This window comes from Micromonospora sp. DH14 (assembly GCF_029809455.1).
Classification (GTDB): Bacteria; Actinomycetota; Actinomycetes; order Mycobacteriales; family Micromonosporaceae; genus Micromonospora; species Micromonospora parva.
Map to the genome: position 1 here is coordinate 188821 of NZ_JARVKT010000011.1, position 16888 is coordinate 205708.

The window sequence follows — 16888 nt, forward strand, 5'->3', positions numbered from 1 at the left end:
CAACAGATGTGAATGCGCTTCGGATCCTTGCGCGCGGGATGCAGAACCGCCCGGATCGGACTATCCGGGCGTCCGGGCGGCCTGCCCGCTCAGCGGCCCGGCGGCAGGGCGTAGCCGACGTAGCCGCGGAACTCCAGCCGCCAGCCGGCCGGAACGAGCTTGGCGCAGGCCGCCTTGCCGCCGGTGCAGACGATCGCGTCGACCGAGGCGGGATCGGCCGGCGGTCGTTCCGGCAGCACCGACTGCAACGCCACCAGCTCAGGCGAGCCGCCGTCGGGCTTCCGCAGCAGCAGCCACCACGGGTACTCCCAGTTGTCGTTCTGCTGCACCAACCCGATCCGGCGCGCACCGCTGTCCCGGACCGCGGTCGCCGCCCAGCGGAACTCGTCGGCCCACTGCGGTCGGCGCAGGAACCGGGTGTCCCAGTCCGAGGTGGTGAAGACCGAGCCGGCACCGACGAGCCGGCGCGGGAAGCCGTACGACAGCGCGAGCACTCCGGCCAACGCCGACGTGGCGAGCACGGTGACCGCAGCCACGGTGGCAACCGAACGACGTCCCCGACCGCCCACCGACGCGCCGCCGGCAGCCACTGGTGCGGGGTCGTCCGAGCGGCGGCGGAAGAGCGCGTCCAACCAGAGGCCGGCGAGGGGCACGGCGAGCACCACGGCGTAGAGCAGCAGCCGGTTGCCCCACGGCTGCCACTTGATCATCGCGGTGTGCAGCAGCACGGCGGTCAGCACTACCACCGCGTACGCCCGCAGCGACCCGGCCCGCTCGGGGGCGATCTGCCGTGGCCGGCCGAGCGCGATCACCGCGCCGATCACCGCCAACACCCCGGCCAGCGGAAACGCCACCCGGTCCTCGTCCGGGTACCAGGCCGGCTCCGGGAAGAGCTCCCGGCCGAAGGTGATCGCACGGTCCTGCGGATCGACCCCGATCGCCTCGGCACCACTGATGATCACTTCGGCCCCGGCCCGGCGCAGCGGCGCCAGCGGCGTGTCGAACGCGGTGTGCCCGATCCGCAGCGCGTTGACCACCACCGAAGCCGGGTCGTGCCGCTCCATCGGGATCGACTCACGCAGCCGGGGTGGCCCCAGCGGGTGCCCGAACTCGACTGTCACCCGGGCCAGGAACGGGCCGACCACCACGGCCGCGACCACCAGGATCAGCACCGAACCGCCGACCGTGCGGGCCAGCCCGCCGACCGGCCGGGACCGCCGAGCCGCGCTCCCCGCCGCCGGCCCGGTCGCCGCCGCGCTCCCGGTGCGGGCCAGCCGCAGCTGGGCCAACCCCCAGAGCACCAGCAGCGGACCGACCGCGATCAGGCCGCTGGTCTTCGTCACCGCGGTCAGCCCGGTAGCAGCCCCCAGCCCGAGCAGCGTGCCCCAGCCGGTCCGTCGACGCAGCCCGTCCAGCGCCAGGGTCGCCGCGCAGGCCACCCACGCCGCGCAGACCAGGTCGGTCTGCGTGCTGGTCGCCTGGAGCACCACCATCGGCGTGGTCGCCAGCACGAACGCGGTGAGCAACTGGGCCCGCCGGCCACCGCCGAGCTGAGCGGTGATCCGTGCGGCCACCAGGAGGCAGACCACCCCGGCCACCCACTGCACCAGGTTGTACAGATGGTCCCCGCCGTTGAGCAGGCGCAGGTGCAGCAGCAGGTACTCGGCCCCCGGCGGGATGGTCACCTGCCGGTGGATGGCCGTGGGCCAGAAGTCCAGGTCACCCTGGGCCACCCAGTGCTCCACCTTCGGCAGGTGGTACGTCTGGGAGTCGAAGTTGTTCGGCTCGGCCAGCAGCGCGACCAGCAACTCCACCAGGACCAGCCCGCCGATCGTGGCGGCGAGGAGCCGCTCGCCCGGTCGGGCCGTACGCCAGGTGTCGACCGCCGCGGCGAGCAGCCCGGCGGGCCCCCGACCGGCGCGGGGCGGCGCGGGCGCGGGCGCACCGCGCTCGGCGGGCGGGGCGGACACCTCGGGGCCGCCACCGGACACCACCGCGCCGACCGGCACCGCTTGCGGTACGACGGCCGCCGACTGCCCGAGGCGGGTCTCCCGTCGCCAGCGCAGACCGGCCGCCAACGCGGCAGCGACCAGGAAGAACAGCCAGGCGACGGCGAACGCGGGCCGGGTCAGCGCGTGGGACGCGCCGAGCACCTCGACGACGAGCACCGCGTACGCCCCGGCGAGCAGGACGGCGCGCACCACGGCGAGCCGCAGCGGTGCCACGGTGCCTACCGCGCGTGGTCTCGCCGCGACGATGAGCAGGAGCACCGCGGCGGCGGGAACCACCGCGAGCAGGGAGCCGGCAGCCGACATGGCGGAAGTAAACACCATTGACCTGAACCCGCCACGTCGACTGCCCCGCAGTGGCGGTAGGTGATGAACAAACCAACCAGGTTAGGCTATGGCCGACGTGTTGCCGCCACCGTGGAGATCCCCGTGAAGCTTTCGATCCTCATGCCGGTCTACAACGAGGAAGAACGCATCGCGGATGCCCTCAAGCAGGCTCTGGCGGTTGACTATCCCTGTGAGGTCGAGCTCGTCGTCGTCGACGACGGCAGCCGGGACGGCACCGGCGAGGTCCTCGGTCGCGCCGACGACGCCCGCCTGCGGGTCATCACCCATCAGCGCAACGCCGGCAAGGGTGCCGCCATCAAGACGGCGGTCGACAACGCCGAGGGCGATTACATGGTCATCCTCGACGCTGACCTGGAGTACGACCCGCAGGACATCCCCAAGCTGCTCGACCCGGTGCTCGACGGGCGGGCCACGGTGGTCTACGGCAACCGCACCTTCGGCAGCCACAGCGCCTACAGCTTCTGGTACGTGATGGGCAACAAGGGCGTCACGATGGCGGCGAACGTGCTGTTCAACTCCTACATCGGCGACCTGGAGACCTGCTTCAAGCTGATGCCGGTGGAGCTCTACCGGTCGCTCGAGGTGCGCTCGCGCGGCTTCGGCATGGAGGCCGAGGTGACCGGCAAGCTGCTGCGTCGCCGGATCCGGCCGTACGAGGTGCCGATCAGCTACCGGGCGCGCGGCCGGGAAGAGGGCAAGAAGATCACCTGGAAGGACGGCGTCGAGGCGATCTGGATCCTCGGGCGCGAGCGCGCTCGTCGCCGTCCCACCGCCTCAGCCGCCAACTGACCCCAGGAACGCGCTGATCGACCGCCGCAGACCGTCGGCGTCCAGACCGTGCCACCGGGCGTGGTCGGCCGGACTCCCGTACCGCCGCAGGTCGGTCTGACCCACCCCGAGTGCGAGCAGCCGATGCGGTACGTCCGCCAGCGCCCGACTGACGAGCGCGCTCGACGTCCCCGCCAGGTACGGCTCGACCAGCACCACATCGGTGTGGACGAGCGCCCGCAGCCCCCGCGTGTCGAACGGCCGGGGCGTGTGGGTGTACGCCACCGTCACGTCCATCCCCTCCGTCGCCGCCACTGTGGGGTCGAGCATCGGCCCGACCGCCACCACGAGTGGCGCGTCCGACCCGCCCCGCCGGAGCACCCGTAGCCGGGCGGCATCCGGGTACGCCTCGGCGTTGCGCTGCTCGGAGAGGCGCAGGTAGACCGGATCGTCGGTGGTGGCGGCGGTGCACAGCAGCGGTGCCACCTCGTCCGGGTGACCGGGCACCCGGACCGTCCAGCCGTCGCCGAGTGAGTCGAAGAGCGCCACGTCCCCGGGCGACTGGTGGGTGCGGCCCTCCGCCGACCCGTCGTACGACGCGCCGATGCTGACCAGGACCGCGCCCACGCCCTGATGGTCCAGATCCAACTTGATCTGCTCGTACGCCCGGTCCACCAGGAACGTCGCGTACGAGTGCGCGAACGGACGCAGGCCGGTCAGGGCGAGCCCGCCGGCCACACCGATCATCAGTTGCTCCCGGATCCCCACGTTGAGCACCCGGTCCGGGTGCCGGTGCCCGGCGGGGGCGAACTGGCTCGCCGAGATGTCGGCCAGCACCAGTGCGGTACGCGGATCCTCGTCGAGGAGCGCGGTGGTGGTGTCGATGAAGGCGGTACGCATGTCGGTCATCAGTTGCTCCCGATGCGGGCGACGACCAGGTGCGGCTGTCGTGGCCGGTGCCCGGTCAACGCCGAGTACAGGGCTTCGTGGTCCCGGCCGTCGACGGTGTCGGCGGTCCAACCGTTGACGGTGAACCGGCTGGCGATGCCACCGGCCCACCCGTGGCTGGCCGACGCGTTGTCCACCACGATCGCGGTGAGGCTGTCCAGGCCGGTCGCTCCGGCGTACGCGATCGCCTCGTGGTTGGATCCCTCGTCCAGTTCGGCGTCGCCGAGCAGCAGGTACACCCGGGGTTTGGTCAGCCCCTGGGCGCGCAGGCCGAGCGCGGTGCCGACGGCCAGCCCGAACCCGTGCCCGAGGGAGCCGGAGCCGATCTCGACCCCGGGCACCAGGAGCCGGTCCGGGTGGTGGCCGAGCCGGCTCGCCGGGCCGGCCAGGTCGTCGAGCCAGGCGTCCGGGATGAAGCCGTGCGCGGCCAGCACCGCGTAGTACGCGGCCGGTCCGTGGCCCTTGGAGAGCAGGAACCGGTCCCGCTCCGGGTCGTCGACGGTGTCGGGGGTGACCCGCAACACCCGGTCGTAGAGCACCTGGAGCACGTCGATGGTGGAGTGCGCGCTGGGTGCGTGTTTCTCGTCGCCGGTCAGTCGGCGGATCAGCCCGGGCAGTCGGGCGCTGCTGTCGGTGGTCAGTGCGGTGGTCATGCCACTACTGTGTGAGTTGAAGTGCACTTCAACTCAAGGACCTGGTGATGCCGGACTTGTTGACGATCGGTGAGCTGTCCGCCCGCTCCGGGGTGGCGCCGTCGGCGCTGCGCTACTACGAGCGACTCGGGCTGATCCGCGCCGACCGCACCGGCGGCAACCAGCGCCGGTATGCCCGCGCCGAGCTGCGGCGGGTCGCCTTCATCCGGATCTCCCAGCAGGTCGGCGTCTCGCTCGACGAGATCCGGGAGGCACTCGACTCGCTCCCCGAGGCCCGCACCCCCAGCCCACAGGACTGGGCGCGGCTCTCGGCGAGCTGGCGGAGCCGGCTGGACGAGCGCATCCGGCTGCTCACCAAGCTCCGCGACGACCTGGACGGCTGCATCGGCTGCGGTTGCCTGTCCCTGCAGCGCTGCACACTCAACAACCCGGAGGACACACTGGCCGGCGAGGGACCGGGTGCCCGCCTGGTGCTGCCCCGACCGACGGACGCCCCAACCCCGGCGGGCTCGCTGAGCTGACGGCCGACCCGCCTCCCGGCGGGCTCGCTCAGCTGACGGCCGATCCGCCTCCCGGCGGGCGGGTCAGCAGCACCTTGCCGAAGTGGTCGTTCGACTCGACGAGCCGGTGCGCCTCGGCGGCCTCGGTCATCGGCAGCCGCCGGTCCACGATCGGCCGGATCCGGCCCGCCTCGACCAGCGGCCACACCTCGTCGCGTACCCCCTGGACGATCTCCGCCTTCTCCGCGAGCGGTCGGGACCGTAGCGACGTCGCGGCGACGCTCGCCCGCTTGGCCAGCAGCGCGCTGAGATCCAACTCGGCCTTGCGCCCGCCCTGCATCCCGATTACCACGAGCCGACCGCCGGTGGCCAGCGCGGAGACGTTCCGCCCCAGGTAGGACCCGCCCATGATGTCGAGGATGACGTCCACGCCGCGCCCGTCGGTGACCCGCCGGGCCTCCTCGACGAAGTCCTGCTCCCGGTAGTCGATCGTGTGCGCCGCGCCCAGTTCGCGCAGCCGGGCGTGCTTGGCCTCGCGCGCGGTGGTCAGCACCGTGACACCGAGGGCCGCCCCGAACTGGATGGCGAAGGTGCCGATCCCGCTGCCCCCGCCGTGCACCAGCAGGGTGTCACCCGCGCCGAGCCGGGCCACCTGGACCAGGTTCGACCAGACCGTGCAGGCGACCTCGGGCAGCGCCGCCGCGTCGACCGGGTCGCACGCCGGCACCGGCAGCAACTGCCCGGCGGGGACCGCGACCCGCTCCGCGTACCCACCGCCGGACAGCAGCGCGCAGACCTGCTGCCCGACCGCCCACCCGGCGACCTCCGCTCCGACCTCCGTGATCACCCCGGAGCATTCCAACCCGGGGTACGCGGACGCGCCCGGCGGGGGCGGGTAGTGCCCCTGCCGTTGCAGAAGGTCAGCGCGGTTGACCCCGGTGGCCCGCACATCCACGATCACCTCGTCGGGGCCCGGCTCCGGGTCGGGCACCTCGGCCCAGACCAGTGCGTCGGGACCACCGGGCTCCGGAATCGTGATGGCTCGCATGGGGCCAGTCTTCCCGATCTCACCCGGTGCCGCAGGCGCACCCTCCAGCCCACAGTGGACGGGTCAAGATGCCTGGCCGGCGCAGCGGGGAGGGACACTGGGCCGCCCGGAGTGAGCCGTGGCAGACTATGCGTGGCCGTACGCCCACGGGTGGCGGTCCAGGAGGGTTCGCCTAGTGGCCGATGGCGCTGGTCTTGAAAACCGGTAAGGCAGCGATGTCTTCGTGGGTTCGAATCCCACACCCTCCGCCCTTTTTGATCCACTCGACTTCCTGAAAGTTGGGGTGTTCTGGCCGCACGAATGCCGCGGTTTTCTGAATGTCGAGTGGATCTGGCGCGGGTGAGTGGTGCCGGTCCGGCGGCCCGGGTCCTGATCACTGCGGAGGGTCGGTGGTCCGACGCTGCTGGCGGATCGTCTCCTCGGCCAGTCGCTCGACCGCGCGTCGCCGTTCGTCGGCGATGGCCTGCTCGTCCCGGCGGCGGAACGCGGTGAAGACGGCCACCACGAAGTCCCGCCAGATGCCGGCCACGGTGTCCCCCCTGAGGACGTTGCCCGAAACTCCACCGTAGCTCCGGAAAACCACAGTGCCGCTCGTCGGACGGGTCGCAGCGGGGTATGAAGGGGCTGGTATCTCCGCACATCGGAAGGACGCGTCCCCATGACCCTGGAACGACCGATCGCCCCAGACCCGTACGAGTTGCTGCCGACGCTGCCCTCGTTCACGCTCACCAGCGACGACGTGCAGAACGGCGAGCCGATGGACGCCCGGCACGCGCATGGCAGCACCGGGGGCGACAACGTCTCGCCGCAGCTGACCTGGTCGGATTTTCCCGCCGAGACGAAGAGCTTCGCGGTGACCTGCTACGACCCGGACGCGCCGACCGGTAGCGGTTTCTGGCACTGGGTGCTGGTGAACCTGCCGGTCAGCGTCACCCAGCTGCCCAGCGGGGCGGGCGGCGCGGCGGGCGCCGACCTCGGCGGGGCGTTCTCGGTGCGTAACGACTACGGCGACCAGGGTTACGGCGGGGCAGCTCCGCCCCCCGGCGACCGCCCGCACCGGTACGTCTTCGCGGTGCACGCCGTGGACGTCGAGCGCCTCGACCTGACCCCGGACGCCACCCCCGCCTACGTGGGCTTCAACCTCACGTTCCACACCCTGGCGAGAGCGGTAATCCGCCCCACGTACCAGATCAAGGAGTAACCCCCGCCCAGCCGCCGCGATCTTGCACTTTCTGTCCCGACTTTCCCGACACAGGGGGCGTAGCGACGACCGAAAGCGCAAGATCGCGCGGCGGTGGGGTCAGGAGGGCACTCGGGCCACGGCGAAGACGGACTGGCCGAACGGCGGGAGGACCAGCTGCTCGGCGGCCTTGGTGGCGGGCAGGACGAGGGTGTCGTACACCTTGACCATCGGGCCTTCCTTCGGCATCAGCCGGAAGACCTTGGTGGCCATGAAGTAGCCGATCAGCCCGAGCGCGTTCGCGTAGTGGATCTTTTCGACGGTCAGGCCGGCGTCGGCCATCGCCGCACCGAGCGTCTTCTTGGTGTAGCGGCGGACGTGCCCGGTGGCGATGTCGGCCGGGCCCATCGCGAACTGGAACGCGGGCACGATGATGATCACGGCGCCGCCGGGTCGGACCAGGTCGCGCATGCTCCGCAGCGCGCCCACGTGGTCCTCGATGTGCTCCAGGACGTTGTACGAGACCGCGGCGCTGTAGTCGCCCCGGTCGTTGTGCGGCAGCAGCATCTGCCGGACGTCGATGTTCGGACGGTCGGCGAGGCGCTCCTTGAGCTGCACCAGCCGGTCCGGGTCGGCCTCGGTGGCGGTGAACCGGGGCAGCCGCTCTGACCATTCCAGCGCGTAGTCACCAAGGCCGCTGCCGATCTCGATCGGGTCGTCGCCGAGGTACGGCACGGCCAGTTCGATGAACCAGCGACGGTGGTTGACAGCGGTTGCCAGGCCTTCCAGCACCTCGGACTGCACGCGCTGATCCCCAGTGATTTCTGCCATGCGTCGATTCCTCACGATATGAACTCGACCCGTGCCTGGACCGACAGAGTGAATCATCCGCTGGGACGGCAGAAGAATCGGGGCATCGGGGTGGCCGAATTGTGGTCGGGGGGTGGATTCGTGATCGGCGGTCGGCGAACCCGGCACATAGTACGGCAGTACCCCGAAACATGTCACGGCGGTGCCATACGCTGACTACCCTATGAATTGTCATGACTACTCCTGAACCGGACGTGCCCAGCGGCAGCGGCGGCCCGGCCGCCGCGCCGTCGGCGGAGGGGGCCTCCGGTGCCGTTCGGCCTTCCCGCAGGGGGAGATGGGCGGATTTGGCCGCCGTGCTGAGCTTCGTGGTGCTCGGCTTCTGGGTCACCGGTCGACTCTGGCTGGACCCGGGCAGCGACGTGCGGGACAACCAGTCCGATCAGTCGCAGTTCGAATGGATGATGGCCCACGGTGCGCGAGTAGTCACGCACTTTGCGTATCCGTTCCATTCCAATCAGATGAACGTCCCCGACGGCGTGAATCTGATGGCCAATACGTCCGTATTATCCATTTCATTGCCAATGACGCCGATCACCCTGCTGTTCGGGCCGCGCGCGTCATTCCTGGTCTTTCTCACCGCCGGCATGATTGCCACCGCCACGGCCTGGTATTTCGTGCTCTCCCGGGTCCTGATCGGCAGCCGGGGACCGGCCTGGCTGGGCGCCGGCTTCTGCGCGTTCGCGCCGGCAATGGTGTCGCACGCCAATGGGCACCCGAACATCGTGTCGCAGTTCGTCGTCCCGTTGATCATCTGGCGCACGCTGCGACTCGGCGAACCGGGCCGCTGGCTGCGCAACGGGGTCCTCCTCGCGCTCGTCATCGTCTGGCAGGCATTCCTCAACCTGGAGATCCTGCTGATGACCGCGATCGGGCTCGGCGTGGTCATCGGTGTGCTCGCCGTCGGCCGCGCGGACATCCGGTCGCGGGCCCGGTCCTTCCTCGCCGGCCTGGCCGTCGCCGCCGGGATCGCCGCGCTCCTGCTGGCGTACCCCCTGTACGTGCAGTTCTTCGGCCCGGACGCGTACTCCGGGCTGTCCCGCCTGATCCGCGGCTACTCCAGCGACCTGGCCTCGTTCGTCGCGTACTCCCGGGAGTCCCTCGCGGGGAACGCGCGCACCGCGGCGGGTCTGGCCAAGAACCCGACCGAGGAGAACAGCTTCTTCGGCTGGGCGCTGGTGGTGCTGGTGATCGCCCTGGTCTGGTGGTTGCGCCGCTCGATAGTGGTGCTCGCGCTGGCCGCGCTCGGATTGCTCTTCGCGGTGCTCTCACTGGGTCGGGAGGTCCGCTTCAACAACCGGGGTACGGGAGTGCCGGGCCCCTGGGCAGCGCTGGAGAACCTGCCCATCCTGCACTCGGTGGTGCCGACGCGCTGGGCGTTGGCGATCACCCCGATCATCGGGCTGCTGCTCGCCTACGGCGCCGAACGGGCCCGCGAGTTGGCGTACGCGCACCCGGTGGCCCGGGGGCAGATCCGCTTCGTCACCGCCACCATGCTCACGATGGCCCTGTTGCCGATCGTTCCCACCCCGCTGCCGGTGGCCCGCCTCGACCCGATCCCCACCTTCGTGACCAGTGGGGCGTGGCGTCCGTACGTGAGCGGTGGGCGCAGTGTGGTCACCCTGCCGTTGCCGGACACCACGTACGCGGAGCCGCTGCGCTGGTCCGCGTCGACCCGGCTGGACATGCCGCTGGCGCGCGGCTACTTCCTCGGCCCGGACACCCGCCCGAACGCCGACCCGCCGAAGGTCGCGCTGTTCGGTGCGGTTCCGCGTCCCACCAGCAACTTCTTCACCACCATCCGGCGCACCGGAGCGGTGCCGCCGATCACCCCGCAGAGTCGGGTCCGGGCGGTCGACGACCTGCGCTACTGGCGGGCGGGGGTGGTGATCCTCGGGCCACACGAGCACGAGGCCGCGCTGCGTCGGGGGATGACCGAGCTGACCGGGATCGAACCGGTCTTCACCGGTGGGGTGTGGGTGTGGGACGTCCGGTCGCTGACCGACTGAGCCGCGCCGGCCCAGCCCTTACCTAACGGACGCAGCAGCCCTGGCAGACCTTCGGTCGGGGCAGGGTGAAAGCGAGGCAGCAGGTACGCCGCTGCACTGTCGGCTCACCGGTCGGCCCGGGCACCAACTCGATCAGGTCGGTCAGGTCGAGTGCGCCGAGCAGGGTCTCGATGCTCTGCACCGTGGAGCCGGGCAGACCGTCGGCGGCCCGCAGGATGCCGTGCGCGATGCCGGAGGCGACCGAGCCGAGCAGCGTCCGGGTGCCCACCCGGACCTCGGACTGGATCGCCGTGATGAGCGGCGCCAGATGGGCGTCGAGCAGTGACGCGCGCAGCGCGGCCAGCAGCTCCGCCTCGTCGGCGACGACCCGCACCTCCGGCAGGCCGGCGAGCGCCAGCGGGTCGTTCGGCAGCACCGCCACCGTGGTGCCCCGCCGCAGACCCATGGTGAGCAACTGCCGGTGGTCCTCGAAGTGGATCAGGAGGTCGGCCGGATCGAGCAGTGGCACCCGCCGCGCGGAGGCCCAGCCGAGCACGACCGGCAGCGCGGCCCAGTAGCTGTACGACTTCCAGGCCAGTGCCGCGCAGGCGTGCGGGGTGCCGCCCCAGCGGACGGCGGCGCCGTTCAGCAGCTCCGGCAGTCGGCTGCCGTCGATCAGGGTGGTGGCGGGCGACCAGCCGAACTCGTCCTCGACAAGCAGACCTCGGGCGAGGCCGGGGAGGTCGTCGGTGCCGAACATGGCCCGGAGCGCGGCGGTGACGGGGGCGAGCGGCGTGGTGGCGGCCTCCCGCCTCGGCATCACCGCTGTCACCTGAGTCGTCCCCTGTCTCTGTGACCGAGGAGTGCGCCCCGGCGGACGAACGAGTGCCGTCCTGAGCTAAGGCTAGCCTAACCAGACCTGCGGTCGTAAGGGAAGGCTCACCTTGGTCCAATCCCGGAGGCGCAGGTCACTCCGCATCCGGCGGTTGTGACGCCTCGGCTACTACCCGGAGCCGATGCTGGGAAACGCCGTCGCGCAGTCGGTGTCATCGACCAATTGTCAAGCGGTGTGTCGAAAAGATGCCACATGAGTGTGTGCTCGGGCACGGAACGTGAGACTTATATCCCCGGCCACGAGGAAGCTGATGACGACCTCACCCCTCGAACGGGCTGCCGACTCCTTCGCGGCCGAACTCGCCCGGCAACGGACCGGGCGCGGGCTGTCAAAGAAGCAACTGGCCGTTCTGATGGGGTTCGACCCGTCCTACGTGAGCCACATCGAGGGGCGCCGGCACCGCCCCACCGAGGACTTCGCCCGCCGAGCCGAGGCCGTCCTGGAAGCCAGCGGCGCGATCTGGCAACGCTTCCGGGAGTACGACGACCTACGGCACGCCCGGGTGGGCCAGCCGCACCGCGGGCCGTACCTGCCGGGACAGTGGCTGCCACCCGGCACCGGCCTGGTCGTGGAACGGGAACTGGCCACCCTCACCCACACCGAGGACGGCTACCGGTGCGTCATCCGCCGGGAGCTGTACAACGCCGGCCTTGAACCGGTCACCCGCTACCTGGTCCGGGTCGCCGTCGACCGCTACCCGAACGACCCCGGCCGCTCCAACCGGCACCACCGGGAGCACCCCCTCACCTTCGCCGAGCTGCAGATACAGGCCCGCCGGGACGGCGGCGGCGGGGACCCGGAGCCGATGCACTGGCGGGCCAAACACGACCGGGACGCGTTCAAGGAGATCTGGCTGCTCTTCGAGAACGGAGAGCGGCGCTTCCCCCTCTACCCGGGTGGCCGGGCCACCGTCGAGTACGCGTACACCGTCGGGCACGAGAAGTGGGGCCTCTGGTTCCAGCGAGCCGTCCGGCTGCCCACCCGGCAGTTGGCCGTACGCCTGGACCTGCCGGCGGCGCTCGACCCACAGGTCTGGGGCGTGGAGACCTCGCTCAGCGCGGAGGAGGGCCCGCTGCGGACGGCCCCGCAGCGTCACGACGAGGACGACCGGGCGATCTACGACTGGCAGACCGACGACCCACCGTTGAACGCCCGCTACCGGATGCAGTGGCGCTTCCGCGCCCGACCGGACACCGAACCGGACGTCGGGCCCGGCCCCACCCGGGTCCGACCCAGCGACCGGATGCGCGGCCTGGGCGTGTTGCAACGCGGTGCCGACCTGCTCCGCCAGCGTGCCCGCCCGTTCGATCTGCCCAGTGAGGAACGGGGGGCCCGGGCCGTTGTCGACCGGCTCACCGCGATCCTGACTCGGTTGGACGAGCTGCACCCGTTCAGCAAGGGAGCGGGGGTCGCCGCTCCGCAGTTCGGCATCGACCGGGCGGCAGCTGTGGTGCGGCCCCCCGACCGGACGGCGGAGCCGGTCGTGCTGCTCAACCCCCGGGTGGTCGACGCCGACCTGGAAACCGACGAGCAGTACGAGGGCTGCCTCTCCTTCTTCGACCACCGGGGTCTGGTGCCCCGGCCGCTGCGCCTGGACGTGGAGCACGCCCGGTGGGACGGCAGCCGGATCATCACCTCGTTCGAGTTCGGCATGGCTCGCCTTGTCGCACACGAGGTCGACCACCTGGAGGGCCGGCTCTACGTGGACCGGATGGCACCCGGCGTGCCGTTGGTGCCGGTGGAGGAGTACCGCGAGAACGCCCACCCGTGGAGTTACTGACCGACGAGGGACCGGGGCGCGTGCCCCAGGGGGCAGGGGCACGCGCCCCGGTGTGGGGGGAGGAACGTCTAGAGGTCACCGAAGGTGTCGTAGCGGATGCGTGGCGGCGGCACGTCGTCCGCGGCGAGCACCCGCAGGGTGGACCGGACCATCCGGGCGGCGCCGGAGACGTAGCAGTCGTGCGTGGTCCACGGGCCGTACCGGGCCACCACGTCCGGGATGTCCCCCTGCTCGCCGTCGAAGTCCGGGTCCTCACTGCACGCCGGGGTGACCGACAACCACGGGTGTACGGCCACCAACTCCTGCAACGCGGCCAGGCCGTACAGGTCGGCAGCCTGCCGGGCACCGTAGAAGACGTGCACCCACCGGGTCCGGTTGAAGGTGGCCAACTCCTCCACCAGCGCCTTGATCGGTGCCAGCCCGACGCCGCCGGCCACGCAGAGGATGTCCCGTTCCGAGGCGCGGTCCACCGTCATCGACCCCATCGGCGCCGCCAGGCGCAACAGGTCACCCGGCCGCACCCGCCGCACCAGCGCGCCGGACACCCAGCCGGCCCCGGGAGACCGCACGTGGAACTCCAGCACGTTGTCGTCGTTCGGGGCGTTCGCCACGGAGTAGTTGCGCCACACCCGGGGGTGGTAGCGGGGCACCTCCAGGCTCACGTACTGCCCCGCCTGCCAGCGCAGCGGATGCTGCAACGCCCGACAGGTCAGCACGGCGGTGTCCGGGCCGTACCGCTCGTGGGTCAGCACCTCGGCGTGCCAGAACGGCGGGTCGTTGTCGGCGGCCGCGCCGGCCACCATCAGAGCGGCGATCGCCGCGTACGCCTCCCGCCACGCCTGGTCGTACTCCAGGTTCCAGCCGTCACCGGCGATGCTGCGCAAGGCGTCCAGCAGCGCGGTGCCCATCGTCGCGTAGTGCTGCTCGTCGACGTGGTACTTACGGTGGTCGCGACCCAGCGCCCGGAGGAACTCGTCGAAGCTCTCCGGGTCGTCGACGGTGTGGATCGCCGCGATGATCGCTTCGAGCAGGCGGTCGCCCTGGCCGGTCATCTGCACCGGGAAGAGCTGCCGCAGGGCGGGGTCGAGCAGGAACAGCCGAGCGTAGAAGTGACCGCTCAACCGGACCCGGTCGTCCTCGACCAGGGCCCAACTCTCCTTCAGCAACCGCGCGAGGTTGTCCACGGGCGCTCCTTCTCCAGACGGCAACGGATCGGGCGCCCATAGAATCTCCACGGAGAGTGTCGAGTGGTCGCACAGAATGTGCGATCGGCTCATGCTGGCCGGTCGGCCATGTCACCGCCGCCGCCCGTCGGGCAGAGTGGTGCGGTGACCGTTGAGCTGACCCGCCCGGTGTCCCGCCGACTGCTGGGCACCGAGACGCTGCTGGTCCTCGGCCTCTCCCTCGGCCAGTCCGCGATCTACGCGGTGGTGTCGATCATCGCGAAGTTGACCGCCGACGGTCCGCTCTCCAAGCAGACCGCCTCGCTGAACACCTCGGCGTCGGCCCGACCCTGGCTGGACCTCACGTACCAACTGCTCGGCATCGTGTTCGCGCTGCTGCCGGTGCTGCTCGCCGTACACCTGCTCAGCCGTGACCCCGGCGACCCGGCGCGGACCCTCGGCCTGGACGCCCGGCGGCCCGGCCAGGACGTGGCGCGTGGGGCCGGCCTGGCGGCGCTCATCGGACTACCCGGGCTGGCGCTGTTCTGGGTGGCGGCCCACCTGGGCCTCAACGCGACGCTGGTGCCGGCCGCGCTGCCGGACGTGTGGTGGGCGGTCCCGGTGCTGATCCTCGCCGCCGTGCAGAACGCCGTGCTGGAAGAGGTGATCGTGGTCGGCTACCTGGTCACCCGGCTGCGCCAGCTCCACTGGCGGCTGGCCGCGATCATCGCGGCCAGCGCGCTGCTCCGCGGCTCGTACCACCTCTACCAGGGCTTCGGCGCGTTCGTCGGCAACGCGATCATGGGTGTGGTGTTCAGCCTCTTCTACCTGCGCACCCGGCGGGTGATGCCGCTGGTCATCGCGCACACACTGCTCGACGTGTTCGCCTTCGTCGGCTACGCGCTGCTGCCCCGCGAATGGTTCGACTGGCTCTGACCGGTCAGCCCCGACCGGGTCGGTAGACGGCCACCGCCCGGGCCGCGAGCCGGTCGGCCGCCGCCGCGTCACCCAGCGCCGCCGCGAGCACCGCCGCCCCCGGCAGCAACCGGGCCACCAGCCGCAACGCCACCCAGCCACCGGCCTGCGCGGTGAGCGGCGCGGCCAACCGCCAGGCCGCCTCCGCCGCCCGAGGCCACGCCCCCTCCACCGGGTCGCCCGCCGACTCCGCGGCGGCCACTGCCGCCGCCGCACTCGCCCGGTCCGGATGCACCTGGGTCAGCACCAGCAGGTCGACGGCCCGGTCGGGATGCGTCGGATCCTTGCCGTACGCCGCGGCCAGGTGCAGCACCAGATCCGCATGCGTCCACAGCACCGCCGCCAGCTCGGCCAGCGGCGCGAAGAAGCCGGCCAGAGCGGCTGTCGCCCCACCCGCCCCCGCCGAACGGACGAACCGGCGGGTCGCCAACCGGGCCAGGCCGTCCGCCGACGCGTCCGGATACCGGGTGCGCAACCCCGCCGCCCACCCGGCCGCGCCGGGCCCCAGGGCCCGCACCGCGGCCAGCGCCAACAGCTCCGGCGCGAAGCCAGGGTGGTCGAGCACGCGCGCGGCGACCGCCCGTAGCTCCGATTCCGGGGTACGCCCCAGAGCCGGCTCAGCCTGCCGCGCGACGGGTGCCGCCGGTGCCGTGACCTGCTCGACGACAGGTTCGGGGGCGGGCTCTGCCGGCGTGCTCCTGCGCGCGGCGGCCGCGCGCTTGGTGGCCTTTGCGGCTCTGGCCGGGGTCGCCGCTTTGCTGGGGCTCGCCCCTTCGCTCGGGCTCGCGGCTGTGGTGGGGCTCGCGGCCTTGGTGCTCGCCGCCTTGGTGGGGCTCGTGGCTTTGGTGCTCGCGGCACGTTTGCGCGGTGCCGGCGTGGTCGGGATCACCTCGGCGGGCGGCTCGGCCGCGCCCCGGGTAGCTGCCTTGCGGGTGGGGGTGGTGCGGGCCTTCGGCGGGCCTGGTTCGTCACCGTTCGACGGTTCTGCCTGCCCCGCTGTCGCGTCGGTGGTCAGGTCGGCCGGTGCGCGTCCAGGCTGTCGGGGCAGTGGGCGGTCCGGATCCGGTGGTTGGAAGAGCACCGTCGGGGCGGCCTTGGCCCGTCGAGGACGCGGGCTTGCCGGCGCGGCTGCCGGAGCTGCCGCCGCCTCGGTGGGCTCCGCCGTCCCGGTCGGCTCCTCGGCCACCGTCGGCGGCCTGAAGGTGGCCCGTGGGGAGCGCCGACGCGCTCCCTCAGCAGGCTCTCGACGGGTCGACTCGCTGGGCGGCTGCTCCTGCATATCGATGGAGCGTAGTCCCGATCACGCCGTCGCACAGCGTGGAATCACCGAGGGCGGGTGGCCCTGGCGGGCGTACCCCGGAAGTCGTTTTGCTCCCGGTGGGTGGCGACCTGTATCCTCGGGCGCGGTGGTCTGAGGATCACCAGGGAGACTTCGCCTAGTCTGGTCTATGGCGCCGCACTGCTAATGCGGTTGGGGTCTTAAAGCCCCTCCCGGGTTCGAATCCCGGAGTCTCCGCGCGAAAGCCGGGTGTGTACACTGGCTGAGCACAAGCGCCCGTAGCTCAATGGATAGAGCATCTGACTACGGATCAGAAGGTTAGGGGTTCGAGTCCCTTCGGGCGCACAAGATCATAAGACGTCTGGCCTGCGGAAACGCGGTCAGGCGTTTTTTGTTGGCCGCCCCCGCCGGGCGCTGACTCCCAGGTTGGTGTCGTCGCTTTCCGTAGTCACGCTTGGGTTGCGGGGTGTTGGCCCGCTCTCCT

The 16888-nt window shown here is 71.4% G+C and carries 15 protein-coding genes and 3 tRNA genes; 9 read left to right on the forward strand and 9 right to left on the reverse strand.

Going from position 1 to position 16888, the window contains the following annotated elements; all coding sequences use genetic code 11:
* Positions 1 to 89: 89 nt before the first annotated feature.
* A complete protein-coding gene (locus QCZ28_RS17140) occupies positions 90 to 2315 on the reverse strand; it encodes a glycosyltransferase family 39 protein (RefSeq protein WP_279517565.1) in 2226 nt (741 codons plus the stop codon).
* Between the two features lie 123 nt (positions 2316 to 2438).
* Between QCZ28_RS17140 and QCZ28_RS17145 the strand changes: the two genes are divergently transcribed.
* A complete protein-coding gene (locus QCZ28_RS17145; protein ID WP_279517566.1) occupies positions 2439 to 3146 on the forward strand; it encodes a glycosyltransferase family 2 protein in 708 nt (235 codons plus the stop codon).
* On the opposite strand, the gene QCZ28_RS17150 is transcribed toward QCZ28_RS17145, so the two are convergent.
* Positions 3132 to 4025, reverse strand: coding sequence for a transketolase (locus QCZ28_RS17150; protein ID WP_279517603.1), 894 nt, complete (start codon positions 4023 to 4025; stop codon positions 3132 to 3134). The two genes, QCZ28_RS17145 and QCZ28_RS17150, sit on opposite strands and share 15 nt — an antisense overlap.
* 8 nt (positions 4026 to 4033) lie before the next feature.
* Positions 4034 to 4726, reverse strand: coding sequence for a transketolase (locus tag QCZ28_RS17155; protein WP_279517567.1), 693 nt, complete (start codon positions 4724 to 4726; stop codon positions 4034 to 4036).
* Positions 4727 to 4773: 47 nt separating this feature from the next.
* Here QCZ28_RS17155 and soxR point away from each other — a divergent pair, with 47 nt between their 5' ends.
* Positions 4774 to 5247 carry a redox-sensitive transcriptional activator SoxR gene (gene soxR / locus QCZ28_RS17160; protein WP_030331609.1) on the forward strand — a complete coding sequence of 158 codons (474 nt, stop codon included), beginning with the start codon at positions 4774 to 4776 and terminating at the stop codon, positions 5245 to 5247.
* Positions 5248 to 5275: 28 nt separating this feature from the next.
* On the opposite strand, the gene QCZ28_RS17165 is transcribed toward soxR, so the two are convergent.
* On the reverse strand, positions 5276 to 6274 hold the full coding sequence (locus tag QCZ28_RS17165; RefSeq protein ID WP_279517568.1) for an NAD(P)H-quinone oxidoreductase: 999 nt from the start codon (positions 6272 to 6274) through the stop codon (positions 5276 to 5278).
* A 161-nt stretch (positions 6275 to 6435) separates the two neighbouring features.
* Between QCZ28_RS17165 and QCZ28_RS17170 the strand changes: the two genes are divergently transcribed.
* Positions 6436 to 6522 (forward strand) — tRNA-Ser (locus tag QCZ28_RS17170).
* 125 nt (positions 6523 to 6647) lie between these two features.
* Here the strand turns inward: QCZ28_RS17170 and QCZ28_RS17175 are convergent.
* On the reverse strand, positions 6648 to 6803 hold the full coding sequence (locus QCZ28_RS17175) for a hypothetical protein (RefSeq protein ID WP_279517569.1): 156 nt from the start codon (positions 6801 to 6803) through the stop codon (positions 6648 to 6650).
* Positions 6804 to 6932: 129 nt separating this feature from the next.
* Here QCZ28_RS17175 and QCZ28_RS17180 point away from each other — a divergent pair, with 129 nt between their 5' ends.
* On the forward strand, positions 6933 to 7475 hold the full coding sequence (locus QCZ28_RS17180; protein ID WP_030331603.1) for a YbhB/YbcL family Raf kinase inhibitor-like protein: 543 nt from the start codon (positions 6933 to 6935) through the stop codon (positions 7473 to 7475).
* A gap of 99 nt (positions 7476 to 7574) precedes the next feature.
* Here QCZ28_RS17180 and QCZ28_RS17185 read toward each other — a convergent pair whose 3' ends face one another.
* Positions 7575 to 8285: a class I SAM-dependent methyltransferase gene (locus tag QCZ28_RS17185; protein ID WP_279517570.1), complete on the reverse strand. Its 711-nt coding sequence runs from the start codon at positions 8283 to 8285 to the stop codon at positions 7575 to 7577.
* Between the two features lie 212 nt (positions 8286 to 8497).
* Here QCZ28_RS17185 and QCZ28_RS17190 point away from each other — a divergent pair, with 212 nt between their 5' ends.
* On the forward strand, positions 8498 to 10333 hold the full coding sequence (locus tag QCZ28_RS17190; protein ID WP_279517571.1) for a hypothetical protein: 1836 nt from the start codon (positions 8498 to 8500) through the stop codon (positions 10331 to 10333).
* A 22-nt stretch (positions 10334 to 10355) separates the two neighbouring features.
* On the opposite strand, the gene QCZ28_RS17195 is transcribed toward QCZ28_RS17190, so the two are convergent.
* Entirely contained in the window at positions 10356 to 11132 is a 777-nt protein-coding gene (locus QCZ28_RS17195) for an IucA/IucC family C-terminal-domain containing protein (RefSeq protein ID WP_279517572.1), read from the reverse strand.
* Between the two features lie 325 nt (positions 11133 to 11457).
* Here QCZ28_RS17195 and QCZ28_RS17200 point away from each other — a divergent pair, with 325 nt between their 5' ends.
* Positions 11458 to 12987, forward strand: coding sequence for a peptide deformylase (locus tag QCZ28_RS17200; RefSeq protein ID WP_279517573.1), 1530 nt, complete (start codon positions 11458 to 11460; stop codon positions 12985 to 12987).
* Between the two features lie 68 nt (positions 12988 to 13055).
* Here QCZ28_RS17200 and QCZ28_RS17205 read toward each other — a convergent pair whose 3' ends face one another.
* Positions 13056 to 14171: a globin domain-containing protein gene (locus QCZ28_RS17205; RefSeq protein ID WP_279517574.1), complete on the reverse strand. Its 1116-nt coding sequence runs from the start codon at positions 14169 to 14171 to the stop codon at positions 13056 to 13058.
* A 144-nt stretch (positions 14172 to 14315) separates the two neighbouring features.
* On the opposite strand from QCZ28_RS17205, the gene QCZ28_RS17210 reads away from it, so the two are divergent.
* Positions 14316 to 15086, forward strand: coding sequence for a CPBP family intramembrane glutamic endopeptidase (locus QCZ28_RS17210; protein WP_030331591.1), 771 nt, complete (start codon positions 14316 to 14318; stop codon positions 15084 to 15086).
* Between the two features lie 4 nt (positions 15087 to 15090).
* Here the strand turns inward: QCZ28_RS17210 and QCZ28_RS17215 are convergent, their stop codons facing one another.
* Positions 15091 to 16311: a hypothetical protein gene (locus QCZ28_RS17215; protein WP_279517575.1), complete on the reverse strand. Its 1221-nt coding sequence runs from the start codon at positions 16309 to 16311 to the stop codon at positions 15091 to 15093.
* Positions 16312 to 16550: 239 nt separating this feature from the next.
* Between QCZ28_RS17215 and QCZ28_RS17220 the strand changes: the two genes are divergently transcribed.
* A tRNA-Ser gene (locus QCZ28_RS17220) sits at positions 16551 to 16641 on the forward strand.
* A gap of 35 nt (positions 16642 to 16676) precedes the next feature.
* Positions 16677 to 16749 (forward strand) — tRNA-Arg (locus QCZ28_RS17225).
* The last annotated feature ends 139 nt before the right edge of the window (positions 16750 to 16888 follow it).

Bases quoted from the DNA above. Each gene is read 5' to 3' on its own strand.
- QCZ28_RS17140 (WP_279517565.1), bottom strand. From the start codon at position 2,315: ATGTCGGCTGCCGGCTCCCTGCTCGCGGTGGTTCCCGCCGCCGCGGTG.
- QCZ28_RS17150 (WP_279517603.1), bottom strand. From the start codon at position 4,025: ATGCGTACCGCCTTCATCGACACCACCACCGCGCTCCTCGACGAGGAT.
- QCZ28_RS17155 (WP_279517567.1), bottom strand. From the start codon at position 4,726: ATGACCACCGCACTGACCACCGACAGCAGCGCCCGACTGCCCGGGCTG.
- soxR (WP_030331609.1), top strand. From the start codon at position 4,774: ATGCCGGACTTGTTGACGATCGGTGAGCTGTCCGCCCGCTCCGGGGTG.
- QCZ28_RS17165 (WP_279517568.1), bottom strand. From the start codon at position 6,274: ATGCGAGCCATCACGATTCCGGAGCCCGGTGGTCCCGACGCACTGGTC.
- QCZ28_RS17180 (WP_030331603.1), top strand. From the start codon at position 6,933: ATGACCCTGGAACGACCGATCGCCCCAGACCCGTACGAGTTGCTGCCG.
- QCZ28_RS17185 (WP_279517570.1), bottom strand. From the start codon at position 8,285: ATGGCAGAAATCACTGGGGATCAGCGCGTGCAGTCCGAGGTGCTGGAA.
- QCZ28_RS17190 (WP_279517571.1), top strand. From the start codon at position 8,498: ATGACTACTCCTGAACCGGACGTGCCCAGCGGCAGCGGCGGCCCGGCC.
- QCZ28_RS17195 (WP_279517572.1), bottom strand. From the start codon at position 11,132: ATGCCGAGGCGGGAGGCCGCCACCACGCCGCTCGCCCCCGTCACCGCC.
- QCZ28_RS17200 (WP_279517573.1), top strand. From the start codon at position 11,458: ATGACGACCTCACCCCTCGAACGGGCTGCCGACTCCTTCGCGGCCGAA.